The sequence below is a fragment of the Arthrobacter sp. NPDC056886 genome (assembly GCF_042788715.1).
GTDB lineage: Bacteria > Actinomycetota > Actinomycetes > Actinomycetales > Micrococcaceae > Arthrobacter.
Window position 1 is genome coordinate 26462 of record NZ_JBHUBT010000017.1, and the last position, 21800, is coordinate 48261.

Genomic DNA, 21800 nt, shown 5'->3' on the forward strand with positions numbered 1-21800 from the left:
GGAAGGCCCCGGCACGGAAGCCGCCGCAGGGGAGGGCCCAGGCACGGAGCCATGGCGCCTCGAGGTGGAGGTGCCGATGCGCTGGAGCGACATGGATGCCTACGGGCATATCAACAACGTCCAGATTGTTCGGATCCTGGAGGAAGCACGGATCGCCGCGTTCGGGCCGCCCCGGGGCGCCGGGCTGCCCGGGACCGAACCCCGCGTGTCGCTCTTCAACGAAATCCCGGAAGGGACCCTGGCGCTCGTGGTGGAGCACAAGATCAGGTACGTCAGGACGCTCGAATACCGGAATGTGCCCGCCGTCGTCCAGTTGTGGATCGGGGCGGTCAAGGGCGCCAGCTTCGACATCCACTACCTTGTGCAGGATCCCGTTACGCGGGAGGACTGCGTCCGGGCCACGAGCCACCTGGCCTTCGTCAATGAGGAAACCGGCCGGGTGCTGCGGCTGACGCCGGAGCAGAAGGAGCGGCTGGCCCCGTACACCCGCCCCCACGCGGTCCCATAGCCTCTACCACTAGCCTCTACCACCGCGCCGGTGGGGCTCCTACAATGAACAACTCCGGACGCTCTAAGGAGGCGTGGTCGTTGTGAACATGGGCAAGAACATGCACAAGAGGCACACCCGCAAGAAGAATTGGAAAGAACTTACGCCGATGGCACGGTTCGGAACAATTGTGGCGGCCACCGTTCAGCTGACGCTGCTCATTGCTGCCCAGACGGACATCAACCGGCGGCCGGCCGAGGAGATCAGGGGCAGCAAGGCGCTGTGGCGGTTTGCCACCTTTGTGAACTTCATTGGGCCGGCCACGTATTTCACCGTCGGTGTGAAGCACCGGGCTGCCGCGAAGTAGGTGCAGCGGTGCGCTTGGCTGCGGTCTACTGAACGGTAGCTTTGGGGCGGCATTAAATGCGCGCGTTCAGTTTAAGCCTGTAAATTGAACGTATGACCCCAGCCAAGAAGCCTGCCCTGCACCGTGCCCTCGGCATCTCCAAGGAGATAGAAGACGCGGCGTGGTTTGTGCTGGGGCCCGGGTTGCTGGGCAAGGCGTCCGCCCTGGACGGCCGCACCAAAACCTGGTCGGTCCAGGCCGCCGCGGAGTTGCTGGAACGCCTTGAACGCGGCGTTCCCGATCCGAAGGCGCCGATGATGACTAACCTGCGCCAGAACCTGGAAGATGCCACCCGCGGGGCGAAGCAGCTGGCGGTGGAGCTACTCTTCCTCCAATCCCTACCCCTGGCCCACGAGGTCAAGTCCCTGAAGGTCAAGCGTGCCCGCGTTGCCGAGGCGGCGTCCTGGCTGGAGCCTCCGCTGGAGCTCCCGGACGAGCTCTACGCGGGGATGACGGACCACGGCGTGATCCGGGACCGCACCGCGGAATTCAACTGGACCATCTGGGACCACCTGAAATGGCTCTGCCGCTTCGTGCAGCACGTCGCGCAGCGGCCGGCACACGTCGTCCAGGCTGCCGTCAAGGATCCGCTGGCCTTCCACCGGCTGGTCGCCGGGACCCCGGATGACCAGCCGGCCATCCGCCGCAGCATTGAGTTCCTGGTCTGGCCCAGCTACTTCGAACCCGTTGTGGCCGACGTCGAACGGCAGGAGATCCGCGACGCCTTTGCTTCCCTGGTGGGCGGGGCCAAGGGGGACAGCGACGAGGACATTTCGGCGGACATCCACAGGATCCGCCTGCACCTGGACCAGCAGGCCGGGCAGCGGATCGACTGGTACTCCCGCCAGCTGGTGAGCCAGTGGCGGAAGGTCGGCGATCCCGGCCGCCGCGCCTGGCTCTTGCGCACCCACCACGAGAACGCCGAGCTGCTGGGGGAGTGGCGCGACGAGGAAGCGGTGACGCTCGACGTCGAACACCTCCGCCTGCTGGACCCGGGCGTTTCGGCCGGGCTGGTCCAGAATGCGGTGGACGAGGACTACAAGCACCTCGGCTACGTGGAGCGCGAGGACACCAAAACCGCCGTCTTCGCCTTCCTGACCGTCATGAAGCCGGGGGACCTCGTCCTTTACCAGAGCTCGGGCAAGGTCCGGATCGGTGTGGTCCTCGGCGAACCGGAGCATGGAAAGGACAACCGCCAGCTCCGCCGCAAGGTCCGCTGGTTCGACGAGGAGCACGACGCCACCGGGCTGCCCCGCCACGTGCAGCGGCAGCTGACCACGTCCGGCAACATCGTGGACATCACCCGCGTGATCCAGGCGCTCGAGGCGCTCCTGCCGGCAGAAGCGGAAGCCGAGGACGGCGACGGCGCCGAGCCGGCTGCCGCCGTCGAACCTGTCTATGAGGGTTTCCGGCCGCTGACGCCGGAGTTCGCCGCGTCCCTGCACATGGACCTGGACCCGCTGCAGGAAATCGCCGAACTCCTCGAGGAGAACCGGCAGCTGGTGCTCTACGGTCCGCCGGGAACGGGCAAGACGTACCTGGCCAAGCACCTCGCCGCCGAGCTCGCCGGCGACACCACGGACGAGCGCGTCAAGCTGGTCCAGTTCCACCCGTCGTACGCCTACGAGGACTTCTTCGAGGGCTTCCGGCCGGACAAGACGGACGAGGGCCAGGTGTCCTTCAAGCTCGTCGCGGGCCCGCTCCGCCGGCTCGCGGAGGAAGCTGCCAAACCGGGGAACGAAAGCAAGCCGTACTTCCTGATCATCGACGAGATGAACCGGGCAAACCTCGCCAAGGTGTTCGGCGAACTCTACTTCCTGCTCGAATACCGCGATGACCGCATCTACCTCCAATACAGCCCCAACGAGCCGTTCACCCTGCCGGACAACCTCTACATCATCGGCACCATGAACACCGCGGACCGTTCCATCGCGATGATGGACGCGGCCATCCGGCGGCGGTTCTCCTTCATCGAGCTGCATCCGAAGACGGAACCCGTGAAGGGCTCGCTGCTGCGTTTCCTCCAGGCCCGCGACCTGGACACGACACCGGCCCTGCTGCTCGACGCCTTGAACGACGCGATCGACGAGTGGGACCGCGACCTCATGATCGGTCCCTCCTACTTCATGAAGAAGTCCGCGCAGACACCCAAGGGCCTGCGCAGAATCTGGAAGTACGAGCTCATGCCGCTGCTGGAGGAGCACTACCACGGCCAGCTCAACCGCGCCCAGCTCGAGGAACGGTTCGGACTGGAACAACTCCTGGGCCGCCTGGCGCATGCCTAGGCTGGCCGGGGACGCGGTAGCGCTGGACCGCAGTCGGACGGACCGCAGTCCGTCGAACCGCACTGACCGGACCGGGTCGGACCACGGTTCGGCCGGGCGCACTTCATCGGACAGGGCTTCGGACAAGGGTTCGGCCAAGTTTGGTTCGGCCGGGCGGGGTCTATCGGGACGCGGCGGTGCGGCGGAGCCCTGCCGGCACATTGTCCTGGACGAGCTCTCCGCTGGCGTCGTGGAGCGGCTCGATCCGGACACGGCGGCCTACGTCAACGCCAGCGGCCTCGCGAAGGCCTCGCCGATGGGCATGGGCCTGTACCGGATCGAACCGGTGGGGAGCGTGGGCTCCGTGAGGACTCCCGCCGTGCAGCTGGAGGTGCGGCCGAAGGGACGGCTCGGGCTGAGCCGGCTGCTGTTCCTGCTCGGCTACGCGGGGGACCAGGGCTTCCGGGACGATTCAGTCGCCGCGGTGGAGCACACCGACCTTTGGAGCGCCCTGGCCGAATCCCTGGCGCAGCTCGGGGATCGGGCGCTGAGCCGCGGCGTGCTGCAGGGCTACCTCATGGTGGAAGAATCCCTCCGGACCGTCAAGGGCCGGATCCGGATGTCGGACCAAATTTCCCGCCGCCCCGGGATGCTGGTCCCGCTGGAAGTTTCCTATGACGAGTTCACCGAGGACATCGCGGAGAACCGGATTCTGCGCGCCGCCCTGGAACGGATGTCCCAGGTGCCGCGCGTGCGGCCCGAAGTCCTGAGCCGGCTGCGCCAGCTGAAGGGAAAGCTCGACGCCGTGTCGCGCCTGCAGTCCGGCGCGCCGCTGCCGCAGTGGCGGCCCAGCCGGATGAATACGCGCTACCACGCGGCCCTCCGGCTCGCCGAACTGATCCTGCGGAACGCGTCGGCGGAGGCCGGCGACGGCAAGCAGCAGTCGGCGTCGTTCGTGGTGGACATGGCAAAGGTGTTCGAGGACTTCGTGGGGGTGGCCCTGCGCGAAGCCATGGCCGCCCATCCCGGAGAAATGCGGTTGCGGTACAACGCACTGCTGAATGAGGCCGTCCGCGACTCGGACCGGATTGTGGTCCAGCCGGGGGCCGTCCACTTCCTCGGCGGCCGGCCCGTGATGGTGTACGACGCGAAGTACAAGGCCGCCGCTGATGTCGGCGCGTCACTCTCGGGCGACCACTACCGGATGCTCGCCTACTGCACGTCCTTGCGGGTGCCGACGGCCTGGATCATTTACCCGGGCGCAGGGGAAATCAAGCTGCGCCGGATTCTCAATACCGACATAGACATTGTCGAGTTCCCGCTGGATCTGTCCCTGCCGCCGTCGGAAATCCTGGCCTCCGTGGCAGATCTTGCCCAGCAGTCCTGGGGCGAAGTGCTCCGGCAGGCCAGTATCGCCCGTTAATCCAGATAACCCGTTAATCCAGATAAACCGGTCGGCCAGCCAAAAGTGATCGGGCTAGGCGGACGCTTGCTGGTCGGCCACCGTCCGCAAATGTTCCAGGAGCGCCTTTTCCGGCTGGCCCGGGTTGTTGGCGACATGCCACTGAAGCTTCTCCCGCACGTCGGCTTCTTCCGGGTCGGTGCCCGCGAGGACCTCGTCGATGATCGAGGTTGCCTGCCGGCGTAGCGGCTCCAGATCAGGGTCCGCTCCGCGGAAGTGGCGGGGTCGGGGCCGGATGGCGCGGTGTTTGGTGTGGCCGAGGCGAGAGAACTGAAGAACTGTGGAGCTGGAATCTGCTGGCGTTGCAGCCGTGTCGGACTCGTCGTTAGACATCAGCAAGTGCGGCATCGTGCGCTCTCCCGTGTTTGCAGTACGCAGTGGTACTGACCGAATAATTCCCTAAGGCCCCCGGAGTCGAATATTAGCTGAGGCCGTTCAGCCTGCACCGGAAGCAGGCAGCGCGACACGCAGGATTTCTCCCGGTCATCGGATGTCCTCAGGAGGGTTCGTCCGTTGATGGGTCCCGTGGCAGGTCCCGGAGGAACGCGTCCAGCCGGAGCTCCAACGCCGATCGGTCCTTCAGCTCGCACTCCCACACCGTGAGCACTTCCCAGCCCTCGCGCTCGAGCTGAAGCCGCTGGGCGGCGTCGCGGGTCCGGGTTCGCGTGCGCTTGGTTTCCCAGAACTCGGCATTTGCTTGGGGAGCGTGCTGCCCCACCCGGCAGTCATGGAAATGCCAGAAGCAGCCGTTGACGAAGATGACCTTGTGGCGGCCGGCGAAGACGAGATCTGGGTTGCCCGGGAGCTTGCCGCCGCCCGCCGTGCCATGCAGTCGATAGCGGTATCCCTTCGAATGCAGCAGCCTGCGGACCAGCATTTCCGGCTTGGTGTTCTTGCCCCGGATCCGGGACATGTTCCAGCTGCGCCGCTCCGGAGTCAGCTTGTCCGCCATCATTTAAGTCTAGGCGGCCGCCAAGCCATGGCGGCCGGCGGGCGTGTCGGCCGCCGTGCCGGACGACGGCGGGAGTCGCCGGACAACGCGCGTGGCGGACCGGCCCGACGACGGCGGAGTGGACCGGGCTGACGACTGTCGGGCGTTCTGGCGGGCCGACGACGGTAGGTGGCAGTCGCCGTCGCGCTTTAGATCTCCCGTTCCGGCTGTTCGCCGAGGAGGAAGTGGCGGCCGCTGACCGACGTCGGCGTGATTTCGACGTAGAAGTCCTTCAAGGTTGGAACCCAGGACTTCAGTCCGAGGGCCTCTGCGGCGGCGATGTCCGCCGACTTGTCGAGAACGCGCGCTGACCCGCGCAATACCACGGACCAGGCTTCCTCGGACAGGACTCCGTCCGTTTCGAAGAGCACCTTCGAGTTGATGGTGAGCTCGGCCAGCTTGTTGCCCGGGGCGGTGCGGAGGAACAGTTTCCGTCCGCTGACTACGTAATTGACCGGGAAGATGTCGGGTTCTCCGGCCACGGTGACCACGAGCCGGCCGTGTTTGGTGCCCTCCACCAGTTTCCAGGCCTGCTCGTCGTCGAGGTTGAGGATGGGATTGCCGTCTTCGTGATCGAACATCATGCGGTTCATTGTTCTGGCTATGACAGGGAAGTCGCTAGGGGCTAAAGGACTCGAGATAGGTGGGCTGCCGTGCATAACCTTGCCCCTCCGAGACGTGGCACGCTGCTGTGGATAACTTTGGTGGCCAAAATGTGACGTCAGTTACCCTTAGGTATTGCTTGGATTCGCGCGTCTTGATTTCTATCGGGGGAGTAGCTGACCATGACATCTCGCACTTCGCTTTCCGGTCCCTGGCGAGCCTGTGCGGTCGCCTTGGTGTCGATCTCCCTTTTATCGGTCACAGCGTGCAGCGGGGGCGGTACGCCACCTCCCGGATCTTCACCACCTGCTGAATCGCAAAGCCCGTCAGCATCGTCCACCCCGAGTGCACTTCCGACGCCCTCCGCCAGCTACAAACCGGCCGACGCGAGGGGCAGGGCGCAGAACGTTCCGGTTCCCGAACTGCCGGAAGCTGCGAAGGCGGAGACGAAGGCGGGTCTTGAGGCTTTTGCACGGTACTGGTTCGAACAACTGAATTTCGCGTACGAGACCGGGACTTCGTCGGGGTTGGACTCCGTAACGTCGGCAGGATGCGAGTTCTGTTCAAGAATCACAGGATCATTGAGGACAAACTATGAGGGCGGCCGGTGGTTGGCCGGCGGCCACATTGTGACGCCGTCAATTAGCACTACCTACGAAGCCCAATCGGACGGTGAGTATCAGGTTGCCGTGCAAGTTCAGCAGGCGAAGATCACCTACTTCGATACAGACGGAACGGAGTTCAGGCCACCGACCCCGCCGTCAGACACAGGCAACGTAATGCTCGCGGCGTTCAAGAATGGCGCCTGGCAAATCACCGCCCTGCATCCGCTCCGGTGAGTGCGTCAGTGTTTCGCCAGAGCCGTAGGACTTTCAGACTGCTCTTGCCGACCTTAGTCGTGGCAGGTTCCCTAGTGATGCCTCCTTCAGCGATGGCTGAGGAAGGGGGCGTTGATTCCGGTTTCGGAAATCAGGGTGTAGATGTTCTCGGATGGAGGCTGGATCCCGCCACGGGCAAATTTGTTGCTCTCCAGCCGGGAGCCCCCTCTGCCGACCCTTTCCAATACAAGTACGAGCTCCAATGCCACTTGGGCGGAGGCGACTTTGACGCCGAATGTCTCGCCAGTGCCGTGGACTGTTCGAACGGCCCAGACGGAAAGCCCGGCATTCCCGTTGTCTGGCTCAAGGCACCAGCTGGGATCGCAAACCCCACGTGGTCATTTCATTCCGGCCCAACGTGCCTCTTCGATCCCAGGCCCGAGGACTTGCTCCCCAGAATTGCCGCAATGATCCAAAGAGAGTTCCAGCAGCTTCCGATATCTGCTGGAAATGCTACGGCCCAACCCAGCCCCAACACCCTGCGCGGAGCAGAGACCAACTTCTTTGCCAGCGCCGCAGATCAGCAGTTCGACATCACAATCCTGGCCCAGGCAGTCCACGTCGTTGCCAAACCCGCGGAATACACCTGGACCTATGGCGACGGCACTTCGTTGGGCCCGCAAAGGGCGGCCGGCGGACCGCTTCCACAGGACCGCTGGGGTGAGAAGACCCTGACGAGCCACGTCTACGCCCAGACCGGCAACTTCCCGGTGGTTCTGACCACGCATTTCCAAGGCACGTACTCCGTCAACGGCGGTCCACCCCTTCCCATCCCGGGCCGGGGCTCGTTCAGCTCGCCGTCGCAGACCGTCAGCGTCTGGAGGACCATCACCAGGAATTACGCTGACACCTGCCTGCAGAACCCCCATGGCCAGGGCTGCCCCGGCGTGGCTCCGCCTCCTCCCTAGGCGTCGCCCCGCAGTGTGCCTACCAAAACGCCACCACACGCATTAACCACACCCGCTGACCACACCCACTGACCACACGCACTGACCACACCCGCTGACCACACCCGCTGACCAACAGGGGTCGTGACAATCCCCGGCACGGCCACCAAACTGGGGTTACGGCCCCGCTGTGAAATCCAACGACATTCCGTGGCTGCATCTGTTCGGGAGCATCCACGGCCTGGAATGCGAAGGTGAAACACCATGAAAGCAGCACGATTCCATGCGCGCGAGGATCTCCGGATCGAAGATGTTCCAGAGCCGGAGCTGCGTCCGGGAACGGTGAAGATCACCGTGGCCTGGTGCGGCATCTGCGGCACTGACCTCCATGAATTCCTCGAAGGACCCATTTTCACCCCGCCGCCAGGCCACCCCCACCCGCTTACCCACGAGACCGCCCCGGTCACCTTGGGGCACGAGTTCTCCGGCACTGTCGAGGAACTTGGTGAAGGCGTCAGCGGTCTGGCTGTCGGAGACAACGTTGTCGTTGAGCCGTACGTAGTCTGCAATGAATGCGGTCCCTGCCTCAGTGGACACTACAACCTGTGCACAAAGTTGGGCTTCATCGGTTTGGCGGGCGGCGGTGGTGGACTGAGCGAGAAGATCGTTGTCGACACCCGTTGGGTGCACCCGGTCGGCGACATCCCTCTGGACGAGGCCGCACTCATCGAACCCCTCGCGGTGGCGTATCACGCCGTCGGCAGGAGCGGCCTCAAAGCCGGGGACGTCGCCGTCGTCGGGGGTGCGGGACCTATTGGGCTCCTGACCGCCGCGGTCCTCAAAGGGATCGGCATCACCACGATCGTTACTGAACTGTCGGCCGCCCGCAAGGACAAGGCGGCTTCGTCCGGAGCTGCGGATCATGTTCTCGACCCCAGTACGGACGACGTCAAGGCGCGAGTGCTGGAACTGACCGACGGCGCAGGAGCCAGTGCGGCGTTTGAGTGCGCAGGCGTGAATGCCGTGCTGGACACGATGCTCGACGTCGTGAAGCCCGCTGGCGTCGTCGTCAACGTCTCGATCTGGGGGCACCCGGCCACAGTGGATATGCAGAAAGTGGTGCTGAAGGAAATTGATCTGCGCGGCACCATCGCCTACTGCGGCGATCATGAAGCCGCCATCAAACTCGTCCAGGAAGGAAAGGTCGACCTGAAGCCCTTCATCACCGGACGAATCGCCCTGGACGACTTGGTGGATAAGGGGTTCGACACGCTGATCAACCACAACGACACCGCGGTGAAGATTATCGTCCGCCCGTCGTGATCCGAGTCTCAGATGGAATAGTTGCAAACGCTGTGCAGTTAGCCCCAGTGAACCAATCCATTGTGAAAGGAACTGCGCATGCTGTTTTCCCCGATGACCCTCGGCGAGCTGGAACTACCCAACCGACTCGTGATGGCGCCGCTCACCCGCGTACGCTCGGGCAACGAAGGAATCCCCGGCCCGCTGGTGGTCGAACACTACCGCCAGCGCGCCTCGCTTGGCCTGATCGTCAGTGAGGGCACGTACCCCAGCCACGCCGGCCGAGGCTTCCCGGGCCAGCCCGGACTGGTGACCGACGAGCAGCTCGCGGGCTGGGCCAACGTTACAGCCGCCGTGCACGCTGAGGGCGGACGCATCTTCGCTCAGGTCATGCACGCCGGCCGGGTTACCCACCAGGACACCACCGGTGGCTACGAGGTGGTCGCACCCAGTGCCATTGCCATCGACGGCGAGACCCGCACGTACAAGGGCAAGCAGGCGTTCCCCGTCCCGCGCGCCCTGACCACCGAGGAACTGCCGGGCATCGTCGAGGAATTCGTGATGGCCTCCCGCAAAGCAGTAGAGGCAGGATTCGACGGCGTCGAACTGCACTCGGCCAACGGCTACCTGCTGCACGAGTTCCTCACTCCGGCCGCCAACCAGCGCGACGACTTCTACGGCGGCTCCCCGGAGAACCGGGCGCGCTTCGTTATCGAAGTTACCCAGGCCGTAGTAGACGCCATCGGCGCGGACCGCGTCGGCATCCGTATCTCCCCGGAGCACAATGTCCAGGGCGCCCTCGAACTCGACGCAGCCGACGTCCAAGCCACCTACGCCCACCTCGTGGACGCCCTGGCTCCGCTGAAGCTGGCGTACCTCAGCATCCTGCACAAGGACCCCACCAGCGAGCTGGTCCAGGACCTGCGTGCGCGATTCAACGGAACCTTCCTGGTTAACACCGGCTTCGGCATCGTCACCACGCGCGACGAGGCGACCGCCCTGGTCGCGGACGGCCACGCTGACGCCGTCGTCGTCGGACGCCCGGCCATCGCCAACCCGGACCTGGTCCGCCGCTGGCGCGACGGCCTGCCGGTCAACGAGGCGAATCCGGCCACGTTCTACACCGACGGCGCCGAGGGCTACACCGACTACCCGGCCTACCAGAACTAGGTAGCGGCAGCACCGCCACGGCTGGACATGTCCAGCCGTGGCAACAAAGAGTGGGCAGAACACCGTTCTGCCCACTCTTTGGGTTAAGGAATGGGCATGTCCGCGTCCTATAGGATCTGAAGATGCAACCAGCTTCCTCCGGGAGTCGCCCTGAGGGCCACTACGCGGGCCGTCCCGTCAGCCGCCAGGTCCTCGCCGACCACGTCTATGAGGAGCTTTTGGCGTCGCTGATGGACGGACGGCTGGAACCCGGGGCAGCCGTGAGTATCGATGGAACCGCCCGGGAGCTCAATGTTTCCCCGACCCCGGTGCGGGAGGCGCTTGCGCGGCTCGAACACACCGGAATGGTCCGGCGCGTCGCGCTCAAGGGCTACCGGGTGGCGCCGATGTTCACCCAGGAGGACTTCGCCGAACTCATGGAAGCACGGCTTGCCATCGAGCCGGTGAATGCCCGGTTGGCGTGCGCCCGGCAGACGCCGGCGCACCATGCCGAGTTGGCCAAGGCCGTCTCCGACCTCAAGAAGGCGCCGCGGGGCCCGTCGTTTGCTGAATACCGCGACTATCTGGAAGCCGATGAGCGGTTCCACCGTTTGATCGCGGAACAGACGGGCAACCAGTTCATGGTGGCCGCCTACGCCGCCCTCGGCGGGCAGGTCCAGCGCTTCCGGCTGTTCGGCGGCGTGGGCATCACGGACGCGGAACAGGCGATCGCCGAGCACCAAGCGGTCCTGGACGCACTGTCCACCGGTGACCCCGAGCAGGCCGCGGCCGCCATGGCCGAGCACGTGCGGAAGGTTCGCGGCCGCGCCATCGCGGACGCTCCCGCAGAATAAGTCGTTCCGAAGACTTCTGCAGGCTTCGGATACGGCTGCAGGCCTGCGCAGGCTTCCTGAGACCTGCGCAGCGAAACCTGCGCAGCGGACCTCGCAATAACTTTCTTGTGACCCTCTTCACAATTGGATCGAATACCCTATAGGATCTTCGATTGTGACGGCTACGGTGCCGGCATGGGGAGTCACAAGGGAGTGAACAGTGCAAACAGAAACTTTGGCCGCAGGGCCCAAGGAGTCAGCAACACGCCGCACCATTAAGAATCTGCGGTGGTGGATCCTTGGCTGGGCGTTGGCCGCCGGCATCATCAACTACATGGACCGCAGCGCAATCTCCATCGCCGCGCCGCAACTGATCAAAGACTTCGGCATGACCCGGACGGACATTGGCCTTCTGGGCACCGTCTTCTCCTGGACCTACGCATTTGCCCAGCTGCCCGCCGGCTGGCTCGTGGACAAGCTTGGCGCCCGCCGGATGTACTTCCTGGCCATCGCGGGCTGGAGTATCGCGACCGCTCTGATGGCCATCGGCGGCAAGATGTGGCAGTTCATCACCTTCCGCTTCCTGCTCGGCATCACCGAAGCCCCGAACGGTCCGGCGTCGGCCAAACTCACCGCAGACTGGTTCCCCCGGGCCGAGCGCGGACAGGCCACCGCCATCTGGGACAGCGGCTCCAAATGGGGACCCGCCATCGCGCCGCCCATCCTGACCGCCATCATGCTTGCCTTCGGCTGGCAGGCCATCTTCATCTTCCTCGGCGTCGCAGGCCTCGTCCTGGCGCTGGCCTTCTTCCTGTACTACCGCGCTCCCGAGGAGCACAAGCGCATCAGCGGCAAGGAACTGGACTACATCGAGAGCCAGCGCACCACCCAGCTCCTGACGGCCAAGAAGGTCTCCTGGCTCGGACTCTTCAAGCACCGCCAGATCTGGGGCATGATGGCCGGCTTCTTCTGCGTCATCTGGATCTGGAACATCTTCATCGTCTTCCTGCCGCTCTACCTGCAGGAAGAACGCGGTGCCAGCATCGCCAGCTCCGGCTGGCTCGCGGCCGTCCCGTACCTCGGTGCAGCCATCCTCGGAATCACCGGCGGCTGGGTCATGACGCGCTACTCGAAGAAGGCAGGCCGCGATCCGCTGCTGGCCAAGCGCCACGTGATGTCCGTAGCCGCGATTGCCGCCGGCATCCTGATCTGCCTCATCCCGTTCGTGGATTCCCTCCCGCTCGCCATCGCCGTCATGACCGTGGCCCTGGGCTTCGTCGCCACCATGCAGGCAGCCGCCTGGGCCATGCCCGGCGACATCGTGGACAACTCCCAGGTTGCCTCGGTCGGTGCCATCCAGAACTTCGGCGGCTACTTCGGCGGCGCCTTTGCCCCGCTGCTGACCGGCGTGATCGCCGACGCCACCGGCTCCTACGCGCCGTCCTTCGTGATCGGCGGCATCATCGCGGCCCTGGCCGCCGTGGCTTACACCGTGCTGGTCCGCGAACCCATCAAGGACAAGACCGCAGTACTGCAGACAGAAAGCTGAATCGACGCATGAGCACAGCAACAAATGCATTGACGACGACGGCGGTCGCCACCTCGGCGGCCGCCCAGGCGGCGGGAACCACCGCTGCGGGAACCGCCGCCGCGGGAACCATCCGACGGCCGTTCACCGTGGCGGTCACGGCCGACGCCGCGCGGCCCGACGGAAGCTCCATTCACGGGGATCTGGGGCTGCAGCGGCTCAGCGAGAACGGCATCAGCTGGAGTGTCCTGCCCAGCTACACGGACCCGGTTCCGCTGCCCGACCTCGCCGGGGTCCAGGCCGTCCTCTCGCTGGGACACATCGCCTTCGATTCACGCACGGTGGACCACGCCCCGGACCTGAGGCTGATCGCCCGGTTCGGGGCCGGCTACGAAACCATCGACTTGGACGCCTGCACACGCGCCGGCGTCGTTGTCACCAACACCCCAGACGCCATCCGGCGGCCGTTGGCGGTGGCAGGACTGACGCTGCTTTTGGCGCTCTCGCACAAGCTCCTGGCCAAGGACCGGCTGACCCGGACTTCGGACTGGGCGCAGCGCGAGCACTACCGCGGCGCGCCGCTCGTGGGGCAGACGGTCGGCATCGTGGGCTTCGGCAGTGTGGGGGCTGAGCTTGCCCGGCTGCTGGCGCCGCTCGGGATGAACGTGGTGGGCAATAACCGCAGCGGCCGCCATGCGGAGGCCGCCGGGCTCGGCGTCGAGCTGCTGGGCCTGAACGAACTCCTGGAGCGCTCGGACTACGTTGTGCTCTGCGCGGCGCTGACCCCGGCGACCGAGAAGCTGATCGATGCCGCCGCGTTGGCCCGGATGAAGCCAGGCGCCTACCTGATCAACATCGGCCGCGGAAAGCTCGTGGACACGGATGCCCTCCGGGACGCCCTGCGGGAGGGCCGGATCGCCGGCGCCGGCTTGGACGTCTTCGAGCCGGAGCCACTGCTTCCCGATGACGAGCTCCTGACCTTGGACAATGTGGTGCTGTCCCCGCATTCCCTGTGCTGGACCGAGGACTTCACCCGGGACGTCGCGTCCAGCGCCATTGCCTCGATCCTGGCTGTCGCGGCAGGGGAGCGCCCCGCCAACGTCCTGAATCCGGAGGTGTTCGCAACCGCCGCTTTCGCCGCAAAGTGCGGGTAAAGCCAGATGTGACCTTGACAACATCTGCTCGGATAGTAGATCCTATAGGAAACAGGATTCCACGAAGGAGTGAACCCCATGGCCTATACAGCCGAAAACTGGCCCATCACCGCAGCGCTCCTGCAGTTCCCGGGAACCGACGCGCAGGGTAACCATGTCAACGACGCCGACGCCTCCGTCTGGGCCGAGGTCTTCACCGAGGTCAAGGACGCCGGCTTGGCCGACGCCGACCTCACGGACAGCTGGGTCCGTCCCGGCGACCTGAGCCCGGCCCGGCTTGCCGAGTTCAAGCAGACCGCGGACACAGTCGGCATCGGCATCCCGGTCATCTCCGCCATCCGGCGCAGCGTGATCGAGGAAGGCAACTGGGAGGCAAACCTGGCCTACAGCCACCGAACCATCGACGCCGCGGCCGGGCTGGGCTGTGAGGTGGTCTCCTTCGGGCTGCACCAGGCCATCACCGCCGAGCAGCAGAAGCAGCTCTGGTTCTGGACCCTGGAAGGCTACAAGGACCCGGCAGGCGACAAGGAAACCTGGGGCAAGGCCGTGTCCCGCCTGCGCGAACTCGGCCGGCACGCGGCCGAGGTCGGCGTGCTGCTGTCGCTGGAGATGTACGAGGACACCTACCTCGGCACCGCGGACTCCTCGGTCCAGCTGGTCCAGGACATCGGCCTGGCCAACGTCGGCATCAACCCGGACATCGGCAACCTCATCCGGCTGCACCGGCCGATCGAGGACTGGCGCGAGATGGTCGCCAAGACCCTGCCGTACTCCAACTACTGGCACATGAAGAACTACATCCGCGACGAGGACGTCGCCCGGGACACCTACGTCGCGATGCCGGCCCCGATGGAATCGGGCCTGATCAACTACCGCGAGGCGTTCAAGGTGGCGCTCTCCGTTGGGTTCCAGGGCATCCTGTGCACCGAGCACTACGGCGGCGACGGCCTGTCCGTCACGGCCAGCAACCAGGACTACCTCCGCCGCCAGGTCCTGCCCAAGACCGACGGCTACGCCCTCGGCCAGAGCCAGGTGGCCCAGGGCCGGCAGCTGCCCGCGGCCACGGCACTCGCCAGCGTCTAACTCGCGCCTGACACGGCGTTTGGTGCGGCCGTCAAGCCATATTGGGGGGCGGCCGCACCACCCAGATCAATACCCAGCATTAGTTCTCCAACACGGATTCAATGAGGAACCATGACCCAGATCTTCGACAATCCCGCTGATTTCGCGGATGAGGCACTGGACGGCTTCGTGGCGGCCAACCGCGGCTACGTGGCCCGTGTCGACGGCGGCGTGGTCCGCTCCACCGAGGTCCCGGCCGGGCAGGTCGCCGTGGTGATCGGCGGCGGCTCCGGGCATTACCCGGCTTTCGCGGGCCTGGTCGGGCCGGGCCTGGCCGCCGGCTCGGCGTGCGGGAACATGTTCGCCTCGCCCGCGGCCGGGCAGGTCTACCGGGTGGCCAGGGCCGCCAGCGCCGGCGGCGGGGTGCTGCTGAGCTACGGCAACTACGCCGGTGACGTGCTGCACTTCGGCCAGGCCCAGCTGCGCCTGAACGCCGAGGGCATCGAGACCCGCACGGTCCTGGTCACCGACGACATCGCCAGCGCCCCGCCGGAGCAGATCGAGAAGCGCCGCGGCATCGCCGGGGACCTGACGGTCTTCAAGGTCGCCGGCGCCGCCGCCGAGGCCGGGCTGGGCCTGGACGAGGTCGAACGGCTGGCCATCAAAACCAACCACCGCACCCGCTCCCTCGGCGTGGCCTTCGGCGGCTGCACCCTGCCCGGCGCGGACGCGCCGCTGTTCACCGTCCCGGAAGGCCAGATGTCGCTGGGCCTGGGGATCCACGGTGAGCCCGGCATCTCCGAGCACCCGATGCCCACCGCCTCCGAACTCGCCGGCCTGCTGGTCAGCCGGCTCCTGGCCGACAAACCGGAGGGCGCCGGGACCCGCGTGGTCGCGATCGTCAACGGCCTCGGCACGGTCAAATACGACGAACTCTTCCTGCTCTTCGGCAAGATCGAGACGCTCCTCACCGCCGCCGGACTGACCGTGGTCGAGCCCGAATGCGGCGAACTCGTCACCAGCCTGGACATGTCCGGGCTCTCCCTGACCCTGCTCTGGCTGGACGGGGAACTCGAGCAGTACTGGGCCGCCCCGGCCGACACCCCCGCGTTCCGCAAGGGCAACCTGGCACCCCGCGCCCGCCGCGAACTCGCCGCCGCCGACGAGATCGCCGCCGTAGAGGCCGAACACGCCACGACGGCGGCAGCGGACCTGGGACGGCAGGCCGCGGCCGTGCTCACCCGGGTGCGCGACGTCGTCGTCGAGCACGAAGAGGAACTCGGCAACCTCGATGCGATCGCCGGGGACGGTGACCACGGCATCGGCATGCGCCGCGGCGTGGACGCGGCCGTTGCCGCCGCCGAGCAGGCTGCGGCAGAGGACGGCGGCGCGTCGCCGTCGCGGGTCCTGACTGCTGCCGGGGAGGCCTGGAGCGAACGCGCCGGCGGCACCTCGGGCGCGCTCTGGGGCTCGGCGGTCATCGCCGCCGGACTGGCCCTGGGCAACCGGGACAGCTACTCCGGCGGGGACGCAGCCGCCGCAGTCACGGCGTTCGTTGACGCCATCACCGAGCTCGGCAAGGCCGAATTGGGTGACAAGACCATGGTGGACGCGCTCGTGCCGTTCAAGGACGCCTTCCTCGGCGCGCTCGGCGCCGGCATGCCAGTGGCTGCCTCGCTCGCCGCGGCAGCGGAAGCCGCCACTGCCGCCGCTGAGGGGACGTCCGGACTGCGCCCGCTTAAGGGCCGCGCCCGACCGCTCGCCGAGAAGAGCCTCGGGCACCCCGACCCCGGCGCAGTGTCGTTCGCCCTCATCGCCACCCGAATTTCTGCACACACCGAAACTTCCAGCACAGGAATCCGGCTCGCTACGTCCGAGCCGACGGAACAAGGAGCAAAAGCATGAGCACAACCACAGGCTGGCGCATCGTCGTCGGCAACGATGAGGCCGGCGTTGAATACAAGAACGCCCTGAAGGCCCTGCTGGAAGCGGACCCCCGCGTGGCGTCCGTGGTGGACATCGGCGTCGGCGCCAATGACTCCACGGCCTACCCGCACGTGGCCGTCGACGCGGCCCGCAAGATCGCGGAGGGCGACGCCGACCGGGCTCTGCTGATCTGCGGCACCGGCCTGGGCGTGGCCATCGCGGCCAACAAAGTCCCCGGCATCCGGGCCGTCACCGCCCACGACAGCTACTCCGTGGAACGCTCCGTCCTGAGCAACAACGCCCAGGTCCTCACCATGGGCCAGCGCGTCATCGGGCTGGAACTCGCCAAGAAGCTCGTGGGCGAATGGCTGAGCCACCGCTTCGACGAAAGCTCTTCCTCCGCCGCGAAGGTGGACGCCATCTGCTCGTACGAGCCCGACTACACGAAGGCAGTCTGAACATGACCGAATCAACAGAAACCGCAGCGGCCATCAACGCCGCCCGTAAGATCGCCGTCGTCGGCTCCGGCTATATGGGCGGCGGGATCGCGCAGGTCCTGGCGCTCGGCGGCGCCCGGGTTGCCCTCGCGGACGTGTCCGCCGAAGTGGCGCAGAAGAACTACGAGCGGCTCCTGACCGAGTCCGACGAATTCGTCGCCGCGGGGCTCTTCCCCGCAGGCGCCACCGCCATCCTGAAGGAAAACCTCTGGGCCGCCAAGGACATCGAGGAAGCCGTGGCGGACGCCGACTTCATCGAAGAAGCCGTCCCCGAGGTCATCGGGATCAAGCACCAGACCCTGGCCCGGATCAGCGCCGCCGCCCGGCCGGATGCCATCATCGGCTCCAACACCTCCACGATCTCCATCGCTGAGCTCTCCGAACCGGTCACCAACCCGGAACGCTTCCTGGGCGTGCACTTCTCCAACCCCTCGCCCTTCATCCCGGGCGTGGAAATCATCCCCCACGCCGGCACCTCGGCGGCCACCGTCGGCGCCGTCCGCGACCTCGTGCACGCGGCCAACAAGCAGACCGCCGTGGTCAAGGACGTCACAGGCTTCGTGCTCAACCGGCTCCAGTACGCCCTCTTCCACGAGGCCGCCCAGCTGGTGGAGCAGGAAATCGCGACCGCGGAGGACATCGACACCCTGGTCCGCACCACCTTCGGCTTCCGGCTGCCGTTCTTCGGCCCCTTCGCGATCGCCGACATGGCCGGCCTGGACGTCTACAACTTCTGCTACAAGTCCCTGCAGACCGAATTCCCGGAACGCTTCGCCACCCCGAAGATCCTCACCGAGCTGGTGGAGGCCGGAAAGCTGGGCACCAAAACCGGGGCCGGCTTCCTCAACGTCCCCGCCGAGCGCACGCCGGAACTGATCGCCTACCGGAACAAGGCCTACGTGGCCATGCAGAAGCTCATCGACGAGCTCGGCCCCGCCCCGATCAACTGACCTCCAGCGTTCACTTCCACTTCAGGAGCATTCCCATGAGCACTTTCCCCACCGAACGCACAGCCATCATCACCGGAGCCGTATCCGAGCGCGGCATAGGCCGCGCCACCGCCAACTATCTGGCGGCCCAGGGCTGGAACATCGGCATCATCGATCTCGATGACGCACGCTGCAAGGCTGCGGCCAAGGAACTGGCCGCCGAGCACGGCGTCAAGGCCTTCGGCGTCGGCGCCAACGTGTCCGACGAAAGCTCGGTCCGTGCGGCGATCGACGCCATCGAGGCCGAACTGCCGCAGATCGTGGCCCTCGCCAACGTGGCCGGCGTCAGTTCACCGGTTCCGTACCTGGAGCTCGACGCCGCCGAATGGGACCGCGTGCTCAACATCAATCTCAACGGCGTCCACTACGCCACGCGCCGCGTCGCGGAATCCATGGCGAAGAGCAGGATCGGGCGCATCGTGAACATCTCCTCTGTCTCCGCGCAGCGTGGCGGCGGCACGTTCTCCAAGACGCCGTACTCGGTGGCGAAGGCCGGCGTGATCGGCCTGACCCGGGCGACGGCCCGCGAACTGGGCGAATACGACATCACGGTCAACGCCATCTCCCCGGGCCCCATCGACACCGACATCATGGGCGGCACCCTCAGCGAGGAACGCAAGGACGAACTCACGAAAGACCTCGTGGTCAACCGCGTTGGCTCCACCCGGGACATCGCAGCAGCCATCGCCTTCCTCATCAGCGAGGACGCCGGTTACATCTCCGGCCAGACGCTGAATGTGGATGGCGGACTCTACATGCACTAAGGAAGAAGCGCCGTGGCACAACACAGCCAAACCACCGCCGCCTCCGGATTCGCAGCCTGGAGCAAGGGACGGAAGATCTACCTCGCCGTCGGGATCCTGGCCTGCGTGGCCGGCGTTCTGATGATGGTTTTTTCGCGCTAGAAGTCCCCGGCCGGATCCGGCCCTCGCCTGCCTGGCCCAGTTGGCCGGGCAGGCTTGGCCGCGTCCGGCCTAACTTGGCTGGGCCGGCCTAACTTGGCCGGAATCCGGCCGCTCTCCACGCACCTGATTCACCCACTGAGTTACACCACTGATTGCTCGAAGAGGAGTTTTTGATGTCCGTAACAACAACGTCCACCCGGGACCTACTGGAGACACCGGTCCTTAAATCGGCCATCTCCAAGGCCTCTCGCCGACTTATGCCCATGCTGGTCATCCTGTACGTGGTGGCCTTCCTGGACCGCACCAACGTGGGCTTTTCCGAGGCCGCCCTGGGCGTGGATAAGGGTATTAGTGCCGGCGCATTCGCCCTGGGCGCCGGGATCTTCTTCATCGGTTACGCCCTGTTCGAGATCCCGAGCAACTTGCTCCTGACCAAGTTCGGGGCGAAGGTCTGGCTGGCCCGCATCGCCATCACGTGGGGCATCGTCTCCGCCTGCTTCGCGTTCGTCCAGGGCGAGACCTCCTTCATCATCCTGCGGTTCCTGCTGGGCGTCACCGAGGCTGGGCTGTTCCCCGGCGTCATCATGTTCCTGGCGGCCTGGTTCCCGAACAAGGTCCGCGTCAAGATGTTCGCCATCTTCTACCTGGCCCAGCCGTTCTCCCAGATGCTGGGTGCCCCGCTTTCGGGCTGGCTTATCAACATTGGCGACCAGGTCCCCGGCGTCCAGGGCTGGCAGGTCATGTTCTTCGTCGAAGGCATGCTGGCGGTCATCGCGGGCATCGCCGCGTACTTCTTCCTGATCAACAGCCCGCAGGACGCCAAGTTCCTGAATAAGGACGAGAAGAATGCGCTCCTGGAAGTCATGGCGCTCGAGGACACCGTCAAGGAAGAGTCCGGCCCCCGCGGCGTCCTGGCCGCCATGAAGAACGGCAAGGTCTGGTACTTCACCATCATCTACTTCTGCCTGCAGATCGCCGTCTACGGCGTCACCTTCTACCTGCCGCAGCAGGTCGCCCAGCTGACCGGGCAGAAGGTGGGCATCGCCGTCGGACTGATGGCAGCCATCCCGTGGTTCTTCGGCATCTTCGCCTGCTACTTCATCGGCAAGGCCGCCAACACGGTGGTCCGCCGCCGGGTCTGGGGCACCGGGCTGTTCATCTCCACCGGGCTCTGCATCTTCGGCTCCGCGTGGGCAGGCGCAAACCACATTCCGGCACTGGGCATCATCTTCATCACCCTGGCCGTGTGCTCGTTCCTTTCCATCGGCCCCATCGCCTGGTCCTACCCGACGGCGTTCCTCACCGGAACGGCCGCGGCCGCGGGAATCGGCCTGATCAACTCCCTCGGCAACCTCGGCGGCTTCGTCGCCCCGATCCTGCGGACCTCGGTCAACCAGATCACGGCCTCGGACACCGGGACCATGGGCGTCTACGCGCTCGGAGTGCTACCGTTCCTGGCAGCGGCGATGATGTTCGCGACCCGCCGCTTCAAGAACAAGGCCGACGAGCTGCTGGAGCAGTAAGGCCTCCCAGCCCCCGGCTTCCAGCGTCCATCAACTGGATCCAGCAGAAAGCACCAACAAATGCAGCAGATTCCCGGCAGCCAGACCTTCAGCGACCAGATCCTGGTGGGGGTCAGCACCAAGATGTACCTCGGCTACCGGGACAGCCTCGACTGGTTGGAGCGGCTGCGGCACGAAGTGGACACCCGTCCGGCCCTCGCGGCCGGGCGGGTTGTCCCGTTTGTCATTCCTTCCTTCCCCGTCCTGCCCGAGGCAGCCCGGCTCCTGGCCGGCACGCCACTGCTGCTCGGGGCGCAGAACTGCGGCTGGGCGGACGGGCCCTGGACCGGGGAGGTTGCCCCGTCCATGCTCGCCGAACTCGGCGTCCGGCTCGTGGAGATCGGCCATGCCGAACGCCGGCGGCACTTCCACGAGGACGATGCCATGGTGGCCCTCAAGGTCCGGGCCGCGGACGACGCCGGGCTCACGCCGCTGCTGTGTGTGGGGGAGACGGAGCGCGGGGAGCCATCCGCCGCCGTGGACTTTGTGTACCGCCAGATCGAGTCGGCCGTCGACGGCGACTGGGACCTCGCCGGCCGCTTGGTTCTGGCGTACGAACCCGTCTGGGCCATCGGGGCGGCAGAGCCCGCCGCCGCCGTGTATGTGTCCGACGTCGTCCAGCGGCTCCGGACGCAGCTCGCCGTCGCCGGCGTGCCAGATTTGCCGGTCATCTACGGCGGCTCGGCCAAACCCGGACTGCTCCCAACCCTTGAGGGTGTCTCGGGCCTGTTCCTGGGCCGGTTTGCGCACGACCCCGCGAACTTCGGCGCCGTCTTGGATGAAGCACTCCTGCTGGCCTGAGGTTTCCCCTCGCCGGGAGCACCCCGCGTGGGACATGTCCAGCCTTGGTCCTGAATAGTGGGCAGAATGCCGTTGTGTCCGCTGGGGGAGCCGAAGAATGAGCATGTCCTGCGG

At 66.0% G+C, this 21800-nt stretch carries 22 protein-coding genes; 19 read left to right on the forward strand and 3 right to left on the reverse strand.

Annotation, left to right across the window (positions count from 1 at the left end):
* Window positions 1-76 precede the first annotated feature (76 nt).
* The 4 genes from ACFRJ8_RS22090 (at window position 77) to ACFRJ8_RS22105 (ending at window position 4580) form a co-directional block, all read left to right on the forward strand.
* Window positions 77-508, forward strand: a complete 432-nt coding sequence (locus ACFRJ8_RS22090; RefSeq protein WP_377988504.1) for an acyl-CoA thioesterase — start codon at window positions 77-79, stop codon at window positions 506-508.
* A 73-nt stretch (window positions 509-581) separates the two neighbouring features.
* The gene (locus ACFRJ8_RS22095; RefSeq protein WP_377988505.1) at window positions 582-854 is read left to right on the forward strand and encodes a hypothetical protein; all 273 of its coding nucleotides are present in this window, start codon (window positions 582-584) and stop codon (window positions 852-854) included.
* A 92-nt stretch (window positions 855-946) separates the two neighbouring features.
* On the forward strand, window positions 947-3178 hold the full coding sequence (locus ACFRJ8_RS22100; RefSeq protein WP_377988506.1) for an McrB family protein: 2232 nt from the start codon (window positions 947-949) through the stop codon (window positions 3176-3178).
* A gap of 205 nt (window positions 3179-3383) precedes the next feature.
* Window positions 3384-4580: a restriction endonuclease gene (locus ACFRJ8_RS22105; protein ID WP_377988531.1), complete on the forward strand. Its 1197-nt coding sequence runs from the start codon at window positions 3384-3386 to the stop codon at window positions 4578-4580.
* A 54-nt stretch (window positions 4581-4634) separates the two neighbouring features.
* On the opposite strand, the gene ACFRJ8_RS22110 is transcribed toward ACFRJ8_RS22105, so the two are convergent.
* The 3 genes from ACFRJ8_RS22110 to ACFRJ8_RS22120 all read right to left on the reverse strand — a co-directional run bounded on the left by ACFRJ8_RS22110 (window position 4635) and on the right by ACFRJ8_RS22120 (window position 6194).
* The gene (locus ACFRJ8_RS22110) at window positions 4635-4952 is read right to left on the reverse strand and encodes a hypothetical protein (RefSeq protein WP_377988507.1); all 318 of its coding nucleotides are present in this window, start codon (window positions 4950-4952) and stop codon (window positions 4635-4637) included.
* A 163-nt stretch (window positions 4953-5115) separates the two neighbouring features.
* Window positions 5116-5571, reverse strand: coding sequence for a very short patch repair endonuclease (locus ACFRJ8_RS22115; RefSeq protein ID WP_377988508.1), 456 nt, complete (start codon window positions 5569-5571; stop codon window positions 5116-5118).
* 188 nt (window positions 5572-5759) lie between these two features.
* Entirely contained in the window at window positions 5760-6194 is a 435-nt protein-coding gene (locus ACFRJ8_RS22120; RefSeq protein WP_377988509.1) for a pyridoxamine 5'-phosphate oxidase family protein, read from the reverse strand.
* Between the two features lie 201 nt (window positions 6195-6395).
* Here ACFRJ8_RS22120 and ACFRJ8_RS22125 point away from each other — a divergent pair, with 201 nt between their 5' ends.
* The 15 genes from ACFRJ8_RS22125 (at window position 6396) to ACFRJ8_RS22195 (ending at window position 21686) form a co-directional block, all read left to right on the forward strand.
* The gene (locus ACFRJ8_RS22125; RefSeq protein ID WP_377988510.1) at window positions 6396-7052 is read left to right on the forward strand and encodes a DUF6318 family protein; all 657 of its coding nucleotides are present in this window, start codon (window positions 6396-6398) and stop codon (window positions 7050-7052) included.
* Between the two features lie 446 nt (window positions 7053-7498).
* On the forward strand, window positions 7499-7999 hold the full coding sequence (locus ACFRJ8_RS22130; protein ID WP_377988511.1) for a PKD domain-containing protein: 501 nt from the start codon (window positions 7499-7501) through the stop codon (window positions 7997-7999).
* 243 nt (window positions 8000-8242) lie between these two features.
* Window positions 8243-9301 (forward strand): 2,3-butanediol dehydrogenase, encoded by a 1059-nt coding sequence (locus ACFRJ8_RS22135; RefSeq protein WP_377988512.1) that lies wholly within the window; start codon window positions 8243-8245, stop codon window positions 9299-9301.
* A 78-nt stretch (window positions 9302-9379) separates the two neighbouring features.
* Complete coding sequence (locus ACFRJ8_RS22140) at window positions 9380-10450, forward strand: alkene reductase (RefSeq protein WP_377988513.1); 1071 nt, start codon at window positions 9380-9382, stop codon at window positions 10448-10450.
* A gap of 122 nt (window positions 10451-10572) precedes the next feature.
* Window positions 10573-11283 carry a GntR family transcriptional regulator gene (locus ACFRJ8_RS22145; RefSeq protein ID WP_377988514.1) on the forward strand — a complete coding sequence of 237 codons (711 nt, stop codon included), beginning with the start codon at window positions 10573-10575 and terminating at the stop codon, window positions 11281-11283.
* 199 nt (window positions 11284-11482) lie between these two features.
* Window positions 11483-12811 (forward strand): MFS transporter, encoded by a 1329-nt coding sequence (locus ACFRJ8_RS22150; RefSeq protein ID WP_377988515.1) that lies wholly within the window; start codon window positions 11483-11485, stop codon window positions 12809-12811.
* 8 nt (window positions 12812-12819) lie between these two features.
* Entirely contained in the window at window positions 12820-13944 is a 1125-nt protein-coding gene (locus tag ACFRJ8_RS22155; RefSeq protein ID WP_377988516.1) for a 2-hydroxyacid dehydrogenase, read from the forward strand.
* A 78-nt stretch (window positions 13945-14022) separates the two neighbouring features.
* Window positions 14023-15027 carry a sugar phosphate isomerase/epimerase family protein gene (locus ACFRJ8_RS22160; protein ID WP_377988517.1) on the forward strand — a complete coding sequence of 335 codons (1005 nt, stop codon included), beginning with the start codon at window positions 14023-14025 and terminating at the stop codon, window positions 15025-15027.
* Between the two features lie 111 nt (window positions 15028-15138).
* Entirely contained in the window at window positions 15139-16911 is a 1773-nt protein-coding gene (dhaL, locus tag ACFRJ8_RS22165; RefSeq protein ID WP_377988518.1) for a dihydroxyacetone kinase subunit DhaL, read from the forward strand.
* Complete coding sequence (locus tag ACFRJ8_RS22170) at window positions 16908-17390, forward strand: ribose-5-phosphate isomerase (protein ID WP_377988519.1); 483 nt, start codon at window positions 16908-16910, stop codon at window positions 17388-17390. The genes dhaL and ACFRJ8_RS22170 overlap by 4 nt, the downstream gene beginning before the upstream one ends.
* Window positions 17391-17392: 2 nt before the next feature.
* The gene (locus ACFRJ8_RS22175; protein WP_377988520.1) at window positions 17393-18379 is read left to right on the forward strand and encodes a 3-hydroxyacyl-CoA dehydrogenase family protein; all 987 of its coding nucleotides are present in this window, start codon (window positions 17393-17395) and stop codon (window positions 18377-18379) included.
* A gap of 35 nt (window positions 18380-18414) precedes the next feature.
* Complete coding sequence (locus tag ACFRJ8_RS22180) at window positions 18415-19182, forward strand: SDR family NAD(P)-dependent oxidoreductase (RefSeq protein WP_377988521.1); 768 nt, start codon at window positions 18415-18417, stop codon at window positions 19180-19182.
* A 12-nt stretch (window positions 19183-19194) separates the two neighbouring features.
* Window positions 19195-19323, forward strand: a complete 129-nt coding sequence (locus ACFRJ8_RS22185; protein ID WP_377988522.1) for a hypothetical protein — start codon at window positions 19195-19197, stop codon at window positions 19321-19323.
* A 173-nt stretch (window positions 19324-19496) separates the two neighbouring features.
* Window positions 19497-20846, forward strand: a complete 1350-nt coding sequence (locus tag ACFRJ8_RS22190) for an MFS transporter (protein WP_377988523.1) — start codon at window positions 19497-19499, stop codon at window positions 20844-20846.
* Between the two features lie 60 nt (window positions 20847-20906).
* The gene (locus ACFRJ8_RS22195; protein ID WP_377988524.1) at window positions 20907-21686 is read left to right on the forward strand and encodes a triose-phosphate isomerase family protein; all 780 of its coding nucleotides are present in this window, start codon (window positions 20907-20909) and stop codon (window positions 21684-21686) included.
* The last annotated feature ends 114 nt before the right edge of the window (window positions 21687-21800 follow it).

Bases quoted from the DNA above. Each gene is read 5' to 3' on its own strand.
- ACFRJ8_RS22090 (WP_377988504.1), top strand. From the start codon at position 77: ATGCGCTGGAGCGACATGGATGCCTACGGGCATATCAACAACGTCCAG.
- ACFRJ8_RS22100 (WP_377988506.1), top strand. From the start codon at position 947: ATGACCCCAGCCAAGAAGCCTGCCCTGCACCGTGCCCTCGGCATCTCC.
- ACFRJ8_RS22110 (WP_377988507.1), bottom strand. From the start codon at position 4,952: ATGTCTAACGACGAGTCCGACACGGCTGCAACGCCAGCAGATTCCAGC.
- ACFRJ8_RS22115 (WP_377988508.1), bottom strand. From the start codon at position 5,571: ATGGCGGACAAGCTGACTCCGGAGCGGCGCAGCTGGAACATGTCCCGG.
- ACFRJ8_RS22120 (WP_377988509.1), bottom strand. From the start codon at position 6,194: ATGATGTTCGATCACGAAGACGGCAATCCCATCCTCAACCTCGACGAC.
- ACFRJ8_RS22125 (WP_377988510.1), top strand. From the start codon at position 6,396: ATGACATCTCGCACTTCGCTTTCCGGTCCCTGGCGAGCCTGTGCGGTC.
- ACFRJ8_RS22130 (WP_377988511.1), top strand. From the start codon at position 7,499: ATGATCCAAAGAGAGTTCCAGCAGCTTCCGATATCTGCTGGAAATGCT.
- ACFRJ8_RS22135 (WP_377988512.1), top strand. From the start codon at position 8,243: ATGAAAGCAGCACGATTCCATGCGCGCGAGGATCTCCGGATCGAAGAT.
- ACFRJ8_RS22140 (WP_377988513.1), top strand. From the start codon at position 9,380: ATGCTGTTTTCCCCGATGACCCTCGGCGAGCTGGAACTACCCAACCGA.
- ACFRJ8_RS22145 (WP_377988514.1), top strand. From the start codon at position 10,573: ATGCAACCAGCTTCCTCCGGGAGTCGCCCTGAGGGCCACTACGCGGGC.
- ACFRJ8_RS22155 (WP_377988516.1), top strand. From the start codon at position 12,820: ATGAGCACAGCAACAAATGCATTGACGACGACGGCGGTCGCCACCTCG.
- ACFRJ8_RS22160 (WP_377988517.1), top strand. From the start codon at position 14,023: ATGGCCTATACAGCCGAAAACTGGCCCATCACCGCAGCGCTCCTGCAG.
- dhaL (WP_377988518.1), top strand. From the start codon at position 15,139: ATGACCCAGATCTTCGACAATCCCGCTGATTTCGCGGATGAGGCACTG.
- ACFRJ8_RS22170 (WP_377988519.1), top strand. From the start codon at position 16,908: ATGAGCACAACCACAGGCTGGCGCATCGTCGTCGGCAACGATGAGGCC.
- ACFRJ8_RS22175 (WP_377988520.1), top strand. From the start codon at position 17,393: ATGACCGAATCAACAGAAACCGCAGCGGCCATCAACGCCGCCCGTAAG.
- ACFRJ8_RS22180 (WP_377988521.1), top strand. From the start codon at position 18,415: ATGAGCACTTTCCCCACCGAACGCACAGCCATCATCACCGGAGCCGTA.
- ACFRJ8_RS22190 (WP_377988523.1), top strand. From the start codon at position 19,497: ATGTCCGTAACAACAACGTCCACCCGGGACCTACTGGAGACACCGGTC.
- ACFRJ8_RS22195 (WP_377988524.1), top strand. From the start codon at position 20,907: ATGCAGCAGATTCCCGGCAGCCAGACCTTCAGCGACCAGATCCTGGTG.